This window comes from Sediminibacillus halophilus (genome assembly GCF_900103695.1).
GTDB lineage: Bacteria > Bacillota > Bacilli > Bacillales > Amphibacillaceae > Sediminibacillus > Sediminibacillus halophilus.
On sequence record NZ_FNHF01000002.1, the window covers coordinates 248,728 to 260,814 of the forward strand.

Below are 12,087 nucleotides of genomic sequence, written 5' to 3' on the forward strand. Positions count from 1 at the left end.
GTATGGTTTTATATTTCACATGCATAAGTCGTTATTGTTCCACGCAAGCGTTGCGCTTCCTTGTACGTACAACGGTTATGGACAACCTGGAGTCCAGCATTTCGGGCTATTTCGGCAGCTTCGTCTGAAACCACTCCCTCTTGAAGCCAGAAAATTTTCGGCCGTACTTCCGCTGCCTCCCGGGCAATCCCTATTGCCGCTTCTGGACTTCTGAATACTTGGACGATGTCGATCGGTTCCGGAATGCTTTTTAAGTCGGGGTATGCCTTCTCTCCTAGAATTTCTGTTTCCCTTGGGTTCACCGGAATGATTTTATAGCCAAGCCGCTGCATTTTTCTGGCTAGTCGATGACTAGGTCTAGCCTCTTTACCGCTCAGTCCGACAATCGCCAGTGTTTTTTGACGCTGACTCTCTTTTCCGTCAGTTTCGACCCGTTCTGTCGGGGACTGCAATGCCCAACGGATAACTCCCTCATCGTTGATGACAATTTGCGGGCCGCTCTCCTTTTGTTGCCCCGTCGCTTTCGCCAAGGCCGCATCCAGATCATTGATCAAGTCTCTCACAGACTCGATCCCTACCGATAACCGGACCAACTCTGCTTTGACTCCCGTTGCTTCCAATTTCTCCGGTGACAGCTGCTGGTGGGTGGTAGATGCCGGATGGATGATCAACGATTTGGCGTCTCCGACATTGGCTAAATGCGACCATAAAGCCACGTTGTTGATTAACTTGCGGCCTGCCTCTTTGCCGCCCTTGATGCCAAAGTTAACGATCGATCCGTAACCATGCTGCAAGGTTTCACTTGCCTGCTGGTGGGATGGGTGGCCCTCCAACCCTGGATAGGATACCCATTCTACGGCTGGATGGTCCTTTAAGTAGCGGGCAAGCTCCAGCGCATTCTGGTTATGTCTTTCGACGCGTAAATGTAATGTCTCCAGTCCCTGCAGCAGTAAAAAGGCGTTGAACGGACTGAGCGAAGCTCCGAAATCACGTAGCAGCTGCACCCTTACTTTGGTGCTGAACGCCAATGTCCCGAAATCCACGGCATAACGAATGCCATTGTAGCTTGGATCAGGTTCGGTAAACTGTGGGTATTTTTCCGAATTCCAATTGAATCTCCCACCATCGACGATGACTCCGCCAATCGAAGTACCGTGTCCACCGATCCATTTGGTTGCCGAGTGAACGACAATATCCGCTCCAAGTGTGATCGGCTTGCACACATGCGGGGTGGCAAACGTATTGTCAATAATCAATGGCACACCATGTTCGTGTGCGATTTCCGCGACTTTTTCAACATCGAGCACGTGCAGGCTGGGATTTCCGATGATTTCACCATACACTGCTTTGGTTTTATCGGTAATTGCTTCGCGGAAGTTTTCTGGTTCGGTTGGATCGACAAAGTTTACCTTGATGCCGTAACGTGGCAGGGTGGTCGAGAACAAATTGTATGTACCGCCGTACAAGTTGGTGGCAGCTACGATTTCATCCCCGGCACTCGCCAAATTAAGTATGGATAGCGTGATGGCTGCCATTCCGGAAGATACACCTACTGCCGCCACCCCTTCCTCCAATAAAGCCAAGCGCTTTTCAAAAACGTCGACTGTTGGGTTGCCCAAACGAGAATAAATATTCCCCGGTTCATCAAGGGCGAACAAGCGCTCAGCGTGTTCTGTATCGTGAAATACATAAGAAGTAGTTTGATAGATAGGGACAGCACGCGACCCTGTCGTTGGATCTGGCGATTGGCCGCCGTGAAGTGATAACGTTTCTAAATCGTAAGTATTTGCCATGTTTTTTTCCTCCCGTAAAATAACTTTTTTTATCAGCCAAAATAAAAAGTCCTCTTCATAAGAAGAGGACTGTTCTAACAATCTCTCCTCTTATCTGCCAGGATTTCTCCTGCAGGAATTAGCACCTTTCAAGTCACAATCGACTTGAAGGTTGCCGGGCTTCATCGGGCCAGTCCCTCAGCCTCTCTGGATAAGAGTTCGTATCAAATTGTCATTTCCTTTGCGTATCAATGTTCCAATTCCGATTTGATGATGCTTCCCCATTTTTCAAATTCAACCAGAAAACCGTCATGTCCGAAACTGGTATCAATCAAGGTATATTTTCCCTCTTTCCCGTTCTGTCTCAGCTGGTGGATAAACTGTTCCAGCGAACCCGGCGGAAACAGCAAATCACCGCTGTATCCGAGTGCTGTTACCGGTGCTTCAATCCGGGAAGCGGCCTGTTGCCAACCGCCCCGTCCACGGCCGATATCATGCGTATCCATTGCCTTCAACAAATACAGATAACTGTTGGCATCAAAACGTTTGGTCAGCTTTTTCCCCTGGTAATCAAGGTAAGATTCGATTTCATAGGCAATTTCATCATGAAAGTTCCCGGCAGGGGCGCGCTGTTTTCTTGAAAAACGCTCATTGAACAAGTCTCCCGACCGGTATGTGATCATCCCCACCATACGCGCAAGACTCAATCCACTCTCCGGTATGGTGCCTTCGGTATAATTGCCATTGTTCCAATTCGGATCACGTAGAATGGCCAGCCTTGCAATATTGTTAAATGCAATCGCATAGTCAGTCAAGTATGGTGTGACAGCCAATGGGAGCAAACGGTCCATTTTGTCAGGGTACATCACTCCCCACTCCAGAACCTGCATCCCGCCGAGCGACCCGCCTATAACAGCAGCCAAATGGTCGATACCCAATTTTTCAAGTGCAATCTGTTGGGCGCAGACCATATCGCGTACCGTTATAAACGGAAACTTCGCCTGGTAGGCTTCCTCTGTCCGGGGATCGATACTAAGCGGTCCTGTCGAACCATTGCAGCCGCCCAGTACGTTGAATGATATGATTTGGAACCGATCACTATCGATATAGCCGCCAGGGGTGATCATGTCTGCCCAATAGCCTGGCATCTCCTTTTCACCAACTGCGTGTTGGCTGCCCGTCAATGCATGACAGACAAGGATGGCCGGTGCGTCGGTCAATCCAACCCGTTCGTAGGCAAGTTCCACCTCTTGGATCACGGTGCCGGATTCCAACTCGAGTTCTCCTATATTGACGGTACCGGTCTTCCTTTCAACAGCTGTCTTCACTTCCATGCGACAGATCCACCACCTTTCTTTTTTTCAATTGATTTGATCATTTCTCAATCCATCCGCAACAGCGAATCCATATGGACATTTTTTATTACTTTTTGCAGTTGTCTGTCTCCCAGTTAACTGTCCAGGAAGACATAAAAAAATGCCTCTCCAGAAGATAGAGAGGCATTGGTTATCAATTCACTCCTTATCTTCCAAGCTTTCGCTCAGCAGGAATTAGCACCTTTTTAAGCCGTGGCTTAAAGGTTGCCGGGTTTCATCGGGCCAGTCCCTCCACCTCTCTGGATAAGTATTCGCAATATTCCGTTTTGATTGTAAACAAAATTCTAGCATGTAGCAGCAAACGTGTCAACAGGTTTTCTGCCTAATTCATTTTTTAAAATCATTATTAAGAAAAAATAAGAATAAACCGTTTATTCCTCGTATCCTGCGGGAAGATGTTAACTGTCGCGAAAGGACGGGCCCGTCAGCGATATCGAAGTCAGAAGAACACAGATAAAATTACTTAAAAAGGTGGTTTTTCACTTGTTTTTTCACAGAAAAGAACTTCAGTATCATGCAAAACCAGAAAAATCCGATCCACTCTTTGCCAAACAGCTACAGGAAATTTTAGGTGGACAATTCGGTGAGATGTCCGTAGCGATGCAGTATTTATTCCAAGGCTTCAACACGCGCGGAAATGAAAAGTATAAAGACTTGATCATGGACACTGGTGCAGAAGAACTTGGCCACGTTGAAATGATCGCCACCATGGTTGCACGTTTACTGGATGGAGCGCCAATCAATGAACAGGAAAAAGCGGCCAAAGATCCTGTGATCGGTGCGATTATGGGCGGTATGAACCCACATCACGCGATTGTTTCCGGTCTCGGAGCCACTCCGGAAAACAGTGCCGGCGTACCATGGAGTGCTGGATATATCATTGCCAGTGGCAACTTGATGGCAGACATGCGTGCCAATCTTAACGCAGAATCGCAAGGAAGGTTGCAGGTCGCCCGTCTATATGAATTAACGGAGGATCGCGGTGTCAAAGACATGCTTTCCTTCCTGCTGGCCAGAGATACCATGCATCAAAACCAATGGATGGCAGCCCTGCAGGAATTAGAAGAAAAAGAGGGCGGCAAAATCACTCCTACCACTGTGCCGGCTGAATGGGAAGCAATGGATTTCTCCCATAAACTGTATAACTTCTCTGAAGGAGAGGATAGTGCCCGCGGTATTTGGGCTTCTGGCAATGCGCCTGATGGCCATGACTTTCAATATGAAAGCGAACCGGTAGGCTTTGGAGGAAAACCAGAACTGAAACCAGCTCCTCCATATGTACATTCAACACCTCCCCTAGACAAATAAACAAGTGAAATAGACCTGTGCATGACTTGGTGCACAGGTCTATTTTTTCTGTTGACTTATCGTTGTCTATTTATTGGTTGTTTTTTTCTTATTAATCCAGGGAAGTACATATCGTGACACTTTTCTTGGAGGGAATTATGATTTATTTGCGGGAACTGGAAGAAAAAATCGAAGCATTGCGACATAAAATGTATGAAGCATATAATAAAGATCCAAGTGGACAAGAAGTGCTGCAAATATCCCAAACGCTGGACGAAGCCATCAATCAGCTTGAGCAGCAAAAACGACAGCAATAATTCGTTTGGTTCTCGCTGTCTGTTCAATAGGTTGTATTTTACCTCTTGCATTCAAAAATTATATGACGTATAATAGTCGTTGTCAGTCGGCGCTGAATATCAGCAACGAACAACCCTATTATTTTGCGCTCGTAGCTCAGTCGGATAGAGCGGTGGTTTCCGGTACCACGTCTGTCGGGGGTTCGAATCCCTCCGAGCGCGTATCCAGAGGGACGGCCTTTTAAGTTATTTGTGACTTGAAGGTCGTCCTTTTTGTTTTGAGTGTTTATGTGATGCTTTTTTGTCTCTCCCCCTGTGATTACTTCTTGTTGCGAGGACCTTGTCGCTTCTCCTCCCAATTCTTCTTGCTGATTCAATGAAATTTCAGTAGTCTTCGATGTTTGCAAAAAGGACGCAAATCCGATAGTAAGTTTGAATCGAGACGGAAAAGGACAATGAAGAGAAAATCGATGATAGAAAACCAACCAAAATAATTTCATAAGGCTGTGAAGAGTGATTCCACGCTGTAATGCTGACAAAATCATTTCATTCCCCCTAAGTGCGTTTCTACGATAAAACATAGCAGTAACATCTTCATCCGCTCTATGAAGATAGAGCCAACGCTAAAATACTAGTAAAAAACACTTCATCAACCTGCTCTACTCCCCTCTCAAAATGGTTCGGCTTTTAAAAACACTGATTGATAGTCTCAATGCTCATCCTCTCCTCCTTCTTGCCTCCCCCTCCCAACACCCTCTCTTTTCCACTCTGTCATATACTTTTTATGAGAAAAATGAGAAAAACTCCACAAGCCCGTCATAGTATGTATAATAAGTAGATAATTCAGAAAAGTCCGATTTGTTAAACATCCACTATATTTTCGGATCATCGAAGAAAACACCCTCAACCAGTAAGGAGGTCGAGCATGAATTCCAAAACACCTATTTTGGAAGTCAATCAATTACATACCCACTTTTTCACCAAAGCTGGCGTTGTTAAAGCTGTCGATGGTGTTTCATTCGCCATCAGTCCCGGTGAGACACTTGGAATTGTCGGAGAATCCGGATCCGGGAAAAGTATCACCGCCATGTCGATCATGAATTTGATCCCTTCCCCTCCCGGAAAAATAGTCGATGGCGAAATTTTGTTTAAAGGGGAAGATTTGCTAAAAAAATCGGAAAAGCAAATGCGGAAAATCCGTGGTAAAGAAATTTCGATGATTTTCCAAGATCCGATGACTTCTCTTAATCCCGTATTCACCGTGGAAAAGCAGATGGTTGAAACAATTTTGGTCCATGAAAGAATGAACAAAAAACAGGCAAAAGAGCGAGCCGTCGAACTACTTGATCTAGTCGGAATTCCAGAAGCACGGGGCCGCTTGAAAAACTATCCGCACGAATTTAGCGGCGGGATGCGACAGCGGGTAATGATCGCCATGGCGCTGGCATGCAACCCCGAGGTCTTGATTGCCGATGAGCCGACTACTGCCCTTGATGTTACCATCCAGGCACAAATATTAGACTTACTGGCCAGACTGCAAAAAGAACTGGGAATGGCCATTATCATGATCACCCACGACCTCGGCGTGGTGGCAGAAGTTTGCGACAGGGTCATGGTCATGTACGCCGGAAAACCTGTCGAATACACAGAAAAGAATACCTTGTTTGAACTGCCAAAGCATCCCTACACGGTAGGATTAATGAATTCCATTCCTCGAATTGCATCCAAACAAGAAAAATTGGCCGCTATTGAAGGGCTTCCTCCTGATTTACGGGCACTTCCGGGAGGATGCAGCTTTGCACCACGGTGCAGTCATGCAATGGAAAGCTGTTTGAGCCATGACCCAGCATGGACAGAGCAAGCCGCAAATCACCATGTCCGATGCCTGTTATATGAAGAAGATGCAGAAAAGGTGGTGTCGGAATGAGTACCTTATTGGAAGTAAACAATCTCAAGAAACACTTTCCGATAAAAGGGAGCAGTTTATTCGAAAAACAAGACAGAGCTGTCAAGGCCGTAGACGGTGTTTCCTTCCATGTCAACAAAGGGGAGACATTGGGACTTGTAGGAGAAAGTGGATGCGGCAAATCGACTACCGGACGGGCGATTTTAAAACTGTTAGAACCCACTTCCGGGCAAATCCGCTTCAAAGGAGAAGATATCACTGGTTATCACGGCGAAAAACTCAGAAAGCTAAGGCGCGACATGCAATTGATCTTCCAGGATCCCTACGCATCTCTCAATCCAAGGAAGACAATAGAACAAATTATTACCGAACCAATGAAAATCTTTGGGATGCCGAAAGTAGAACGAAGGCAGAAGCTTGATCGACTGCTCGAGGTCGTCGGGCTCAGTTCCTACCATAAACAACGCTATCCGCATGAATTCAGCGGCGGCCAACGGCAGCGCGTAGGAATAGCCCGTTCACTGGCCCTTGATCCCGAATTGGTGATCTGCGATGAACCTGTTTCGGCTCTTGATGTATCCATTCAGGCGCAGGTAATCAACTTGATGGAAGAACTGCAAGAGGAATTCCAATTGACCTACCTATTTATCGCCCACGACCTCAGTGTCGTACATCATATCAGTGACCGTGTCGCGGTCATGTATCTCGGACAAATCGTCGAAATCGGCGATGTCGAAGAACTTTATGCTAATCCAAAGCACCCGTATACCCAGGCATTGCTGTCAGCCATCCCGGAAGCGGACCCGAAAATATCCCGGGAACGAATCACCATTAAGGGCGACCTTCCTTCTCCTTCCAACCCGCCTGAGGGTTGCAAGTTCCACACCAGGTGTCCGTATGCAGAGGAAATCTGCCGCAAAGTAAATCCGGTGCTTAAACAAGTTTCTCCGGAAGGTCAGCAGGCTGCTTGTCATTTTGTGAAAGAAGTGGCGCTTGAGTACTGACTCCAGCGTCAATTCTATAAAAAATTTTAAGGGGGATAAAAATGAACAAGAAAGTAATATGGACTTTTTTTGGCATGTTGTTATTCGTTGTATTAATTGCCAGCGGTTGCAGCAGTGACGAAGCCGGGTCAGAGGATACCGGGGACGACACAGCTGAAGCCAGTGACGACACAGAAAGCGGTGACGATGGCGAAAAAACGCTTGTTTTCGGACGCGGTGCCGACTCCGTTCAACTGGATCCTTCGAAAATTACCGATGGTGAATCTATTTATGTGACCAACCAGTTGTACGATACACTGGTCCGTTACAAAGAGGACAGCACCGAGGTAAGGCCTTCTCTTGCTACAGAGTGGGAAACAAGCGAAGATGGATTGGTTTGGACATTCCAACTGCGAGACGATGTGACATTCCATGATGGCAGTGATTTTACTGCAGAAGATGTCGTGTTCAACTTTGAACGCTGGGCTACATCTGCTGACTTCATTTACTATGGCTACATGTTCGGTGCGACAGAAGACAACTTGAAAGGCATCATTGATAAGGTCGAGGCAACTGGTGACTACGAAGTAAAATTCACCTTAACCGAACCGAATGCCCCATTCCTTTACACACTTGCCATGCCGCCATTCGGTATCGCAAGTCCTGAAGCAATCGAGGAGTATGGAGAAGACTACTTTAAAAACCCGGTTGGTACAGGTCCGTTTGTTTTTGAAGAATGGGTGAAAGACGACAGCATCACGGTTGTTAAAAACGATGACTATTTCGATGAGCCGGCTAAGGTCGACAAAGTCATTTTCCGGACGATTCCTGATAATGGCGCCCGTTTCATGGAGCTACAGTCCGGATCCATCGATGTTATGAACGGACTGAACCCACAGGATATTGAACAAGCGGAGTCCGATGAGAATCTGCAAATCATCCGCAGGCCGTCGATGAACGTAAGTTATATGGCAATGAACACGGACCAAGACGGCCCAATGGGCAACAAAGAAGTTCGTCAGGCCATCAACCTGGCCATCGATAAAGAAAAATTGCTGACTCTTTTTGAAGGGGTAGGAAAAGCTGCCAAAAATCCGATGCCGCCTTCCCTTTGGGGTTACAATGATGAAATCGAAGACTATGGTTATGACATTGAAGAGGCCAAAAAACTGTTAGCTGAAGCAGGCTATGCCGATGGATTCAAAGTGACGCTTTATTCCATGGCCAATCCACGACCATACTTGCCACAACCGAAGGTCACAGCACAGGCAATCCAGGAAATGCTTGCAGAAGTAAATATTGAAGTGGAAATCGTAGAAAACGACTGGGATACCCATCTGGCTGCCACAGAAAACGGCGAACACGATATGGCCTTCCTTGGCTGGACCGGGGACAACGGCGACCCAGACAACTTCTTGTATGTATTGCTTGATAAAGACAATGCCAAAATGGGCTCTGCAGGAAACGTTGCTTTTTACAAAAGCGATGAAGTACACGACTTGTTAAAAGCAGCACAGACAGAAATGGATCAGGAAAAACGATCGGAGCTGTATATGGAAGCACAGGAAATCATCCATGAGGATGCGCCATGGTTCCCGATCGCCCATACGACACCACCGCTTGCAGCCAGCAAGGATGTAGTCGATTACCTTCCGCATCCAACTGGAAGCGAACCGTTCAACTTCTTGGATATCAGTCGCTAATCCGTCTTATATGAATCTTGTCCAGAAGTTACTTTGGCTGCAGCCAGAGTAACTTCTGTTTTCACCCCGCTTTACCCATGTTACGGAAAGGAGGAAAAGTGATGCTCAAATATATATTACGAAGATTGGTCATGCTGATCCCGGTGCTTCTCGGGGTGTCGATTCTGACCTTCTCGCTGATCCATTTGATACCAGGCGATCCGGCAAGGAGCATGCTTGGGGAGAAATCGACGGAATCCCAGTTGGAACAGCTTAGGGAGGAACTGGGATTGAATGATCCTTATGTCGTCCAATATGGCCGTTTTGTAGGAAAAATCCTTCGAGGGGATTTGGGTGAATCAGTAAAGTCCCAAGAAGAAATAAGCGTCGAAATTGCTAGCAGACTTCCTGCTACGGTGGAATTGACGGTGTTTGCCATGATTTTGGCCATGGTTGTCGGGATACTGGCAGGAGTAATTGCTGCTGTCAAACAGTACTCCTGGTTCGACAATCTTAGTATGAGCGGAGCATTGTTCGGTGTGTCACTGCCGATTTTCTGGCTTGGTTTGATGATGATTTGGCTATTTTCCGTCAAACTGAATATATTGCCTGCTTCCGGGAGAATGTCGAACGACATTGAACTTCATACCATCACCAATTTCTATTTACTGGATAGCTTGATTACCGGAAACTGGGCAGCATTTAAAGATGTATTTTCCCATTTGTTGATGCCTGGAATTGCACTTGGAACTATACCGATGGCGATCATCGCGAGGATGACAAGATCCAGCATGCTGGAAGTAATGAAACAGGATTACATACGAACGGCAAGCGCAAAGGGCCTCGCCCGTCACCTGATTGTTTTCCAGCATGCACTGAAAAATGCGTTTCTTCCGGTACTTACCGTCATCGGGCTGCAATTCGGCCTCTTGCTCGGTGGAGCAGTACTGACCGAAACCATCTTTTCCTGGCCAGGCATCGGCCGCTATGTTTACCTTGCAGTGATGGGAAGGGACTATCCGGTTGTCCAAAGTTCCATCCTCATTATCGCGGTTATTTTTGTTCTAGTAAATTTGATCACCGATCTATTGTACAAATACTTTGATCCGAGGATCAGCTACGATTAAGAAAGGATGTGAATGTTAAGATGGCAGCAATACCACAAACCTCCCCGACACCACCGGAAGTGCCGGAACAGAAAACAACGGCGACACCCAAGTCCTCCAGTCTGTGGCTCGATGCTTTTAGCAGATTGATAAGAAGCAAGACTTCCTTTATCGGCCTGCTTATCATTTTGCTTTTGCTCGTCGTGGCAGCAATGGCGCCCGTTGTGGCTACCCACGATCCAACAGATCAGCAATTGCTTGACCGCTACCTCGCTCCTTCCGGCGATCACTGGCTCGGTACAGATGAGCTGGGAAGAGATATTTATAGCCGAATCGTATATGGGACACGTATTTCCATCCAAATCGGTTTGATTGCAGTCGGGATATCAGCAGTAATAGGGATTTTGCTCGGCGGGATCGCCGGATATTTCGGCCGATGGATAGACCAGATTATCATGCGCGTGATTGACATCCTGATGGCGTTTCCAAGCATCCTGCTGGCCATCGCGTTAGTCGCAGTGTTGGGGGCAAGCTTAACAAATGCGATGATCGCCATCGGCATTGTAGGCGTCCCGCAGTTCGCCAGGATCGTCCGTTCCACTGTTTTATCCGTGAAAGAAACGGAATATATTGAAGCAGCAAGAGCAATCGGAGCTAAAAACAACCGGATACTGTTCCAGCATGTTTTGCCGAATTGTCTTGCGCCAATCATCGTCCAGGCCACGCTAAGCATTGGGACAGCAATTCTTGATGCCGCAGGTCTTAGCTTTCTAGGTCTGGGTGCGCAACCTCCTTCACCGGAATGGGGCGCCATGCTCAGCGATGGGAGAGCAGCATTACAGACTGCCCCCTGGGTGGTCGCCTTTCCTGGATTGGCCATCTTCCTGGTTGTCCTAGGCTTCAACTTATTCGGCGACGGTTTGCGTGACGCATTGGATCCACGACTTAAACAATAAGAGTTCTAAGGGCAAGTATCATGGATGTCTAAATTTGATGTCCATCGAGTCACGAAATCGTGTAAACTAAAGGTAAAGCCTGGACTGGCTTTACCTTGTTTTGTTGGATACTGGAGGTTCAGTCATGAAAAAATCAAGCGCTGTCATCGGTTGTTTAGTCATTGGTTTCCTGCTGGCTGCCTCTCCTTTCGGCGGTCAGGATACAACGAATTCTTTCAATTCTTATCCGAATTTACCAGCACCGATTGGTGAAGAAAGTATTTTGTTCACCTCCGCAGGGCAGGCGCCCGAGAATCTGCTGTTGGCCAAAATCGCAGAAGACTTACATCTCGAGGGGGACTACCGGCCACGTGCTTTGGCATCGGACCTTTACGATTATCGGACGCTCGTCATCATCGTCGGTAGTAGTCCCTATGGGCTGCAATACCGAAACAGGACATTTACAGAAGAAATGGACAGGACCAAGCAATTGCTTAATGAAGCGGAATTAAGGGGATTACCGGTCATCATCCTGCATGTGGCCGGTGCCAAACGAGAGGATAAACAAACTGTTGAGTTGTTAAAAGCTACTGCTCCGTATGCTGATTATTTTCTAGGTTTGAAATCTATCGGCAGCTCCACAGAAATTATCGAATTAATGGATGCCGCCAATGTTCCTGTAACACTTGTCAAAGATTTGGAAGACCTTCATACACCACTGAATTCGGCATTCCGTTAGCGGAG

10 protein-coding genes, 1 tRNA gene and 2 riboswitches are annotated in these 12,087 nt (G+C 47.0%); of the genes, 9 read left to right on the plus strand and 2 right to left on the minus strand.

Annotated elements, in window-relative coordinates:
* Window positions 1–8 precede the first annotated feature (8 nt).
* Both BLR82_RS08230 and metX read right to left on the minus strand, forming a co-directional pair.
* Window positions 9–1,793: a PLP-dependent aspartate aminotransferase family protein gene (locus tag BLR82_RS08230; RefSeq protein ID WP_074599050.1), complete on the minus strand. Its 1,785-nt coding sequence runs from the start codon at window positions 1,791–1,793 to the stop codon at window positions 9–11.
* 87 nt (window positions 1,794–1,880) lie between these two features.
* A riboswitch (SAM riboswitch) is annotated at window positions 1,881–1,990 on the minus strand.
* A 30-nt stretch (window positions 1,991–2,020) separates the two neighbouring features.
* Window positions 2,021–3,106 (minus strand): homoserine O-acetyltransferase MetX, encoded by a 1,086-nt coding sequence (gene metX / locus BLR82_RS08235; protein WP_074598537.1) that lies wholly within the window; start codon window positions 3,104–3,106, stop codon window positions 2,021–2,023.
* Window positions 3,107–3,290: 184 nt separating this feature from the next.
* A riboswitch (SAM riboswitch) is annotated at window positions 3,291–3,398 on the minus strand.
* Window positions 3,399–3,631: 233 nt separating this feature from the next.
* On the opposite strand from metX, the gene BLR82_RS08240 reads away from it, so the two are divergent.
* The 9 genes from BLR82_RS08240 (at window position 3,632) to BLR82_RS08285 (ending at window position 12,082) form a co-directional block, all read left to right on the plus strand.
* Window positions 3,632–4,456, plus strand: a complete 825-nt coding sequence (locus BLR82_RS08240) for a manganese catalase (RefSeq protein WP_074598538.1) — start codon at window positions 3,632–3,634, stop codon at window positions 4,454–4,456.
* A 113-nt stretch (window positions 4,457–4,569) separates the two neighbouring features.
* On the plus strand, window positions 4,570–4,752 hold the full coding sequence (locus BLR82_RS08245; protein WP_139186921.1) for an aspartyl-phosphate phosphatase Spo0E family protein: 183 nt from the start codon (window positions 4,570–4,572) through the stop codon (window positions 4,750–4,752).
* Between the two features lie 125 nt (window positions 4,753–4,877).
* Window positions 4,878–4,953 (plus strand) — tRNA-Arg (locus tag BLR82_RS08250).
* Between the two features lie 703 nt (window positions 4,954–5,656).
* Window positions 5,657–6,658: an ABC transporter ATP-binding protein gene (locus BLR82_RS08260; RefSeq protein ID WP_074598540.1), complete on the plus strand. Its 1,002-nt coding sequence runs from the start codon at window positions 5,657–5,659 to the stop codon at window positions 6,656–6,658.
* Window positions 6,655–7,641 carry an ABC transporter ATP-binding protein gene (locus BLR82_RS08265; RefSeq protein ID WP_074598541.1) on the plus strand — a complete coding sequence of 329 codons (987 nt, stop codon included), beginning with the start codon at window positions 6,655–6,657 and terminating at the stop codon, window positions 7,639–7,641. The genes BLR82_RS08260 and BLR82_RS08265 overlap by 4 nt, the downstream gene beginning before the upstream one ends.
* 41 nt (window positions 7,642–7,682) lie before the next feature.
* Window positions 7,683–9,323, plus strand: coding sequence for an ABC transporter substrate-binding protein (locus BLR82_RS08270; protein WP_074598542.1), 1,641 nt, complete (start codon window positions 7,683–7,685; stop codon window positions 9,321–9,323).
* A gap of 101 nt (window positions 9,324–9,424) precedes the next feature.
* Window positions 9,425–10,429 carry an ABC transporter permease gene (locus tag BLR82_RS08275; protein WP_074598543.1) on the plus strand — a complete coding sequence of 335 codons (1,005 nt, stop codon included), beginning with the start codon at window positions 9,425–9,427 and terminating at the stop codon, window positions 10,427–10,429.
* 20 nt (window positions 10,430–10,449) lie between these two features.
* Window positions 10,450–11,364 (plus strand): nickel transporter permease, encoded by a 915-nt coding sequence (gene nikC / locus BLR82_RS08280; protein ID WP_074598544.1) that lies wholly within the window; start codon window positions 10,450–10,452, stop codon window positions 11,362–11,364.
* Window positions 11,365–11,488: 124 nt separating this feature from the next.
* Entirely contained in the window at window positions 11,489–12,082 is a 594-nt protein-coding gene (locus BLR82_RS08285; protein WP_074598545.1) for a DUF6305 family protein, read from the plus strand.
* Window positions 12,083–12,087 lie beyond the last annotated feature (5 nt).

Coding starts and splice junctions, on each gene's coding strand:
- BLR82_RS08230 (WP_074599050.1), bottom strand. CDS start 1,793: ATGGCAAATACTTACGATTTAGAAACGTTATCACTTCACGGCGGCCAA.
- metX (WP_074598537.1), bottom strand. CDS start 3,106: ATGGAAGTGAAGACAGCTGTTGAAAGGAAGACCGGTACCGTCAATATA.
- BLR82_RS08260 (WP_074598540.1), top strand. CDS start 5,657: ATGAATTCCAAAACACCTATTTTGGAAGTCAATCAATTACATACCCAC.
- BLR82_RS08265 (WP_074598541.1), top strand. CDS start 6,655: ATGAGTACCTTATTGGAAGTAAACAATCTCAAGAAACACTTTCCGATA.
- BLR82_RS08270 (WP_074598542.1), top strand. CDS start 7,683: ATGAACAAGAAAGTAATATGGACTTTTTTTGGCATGTTGTTATTCGTT.
- BLR82_RS08275 (WP_074598543.1), top strand. CDS start 9,425: ATGCTCAAATATATATTACGAAGATTGGTCATGCTGATCCCGGTGCTT.
- nikC (WP_074598544.1), top strand. CDS start 10,450: ATGGCAGCAATACCACAAACCTCCCCGACACCACCGGAAGTGCCGGAA.
- BLR82_RS08285 (WP_074598545.1), top strand. CDS start 11,489: ATGAAAAAATCAAGCGCTGTCATCGGTTGTTTAGTCATTGGTTTCCTG.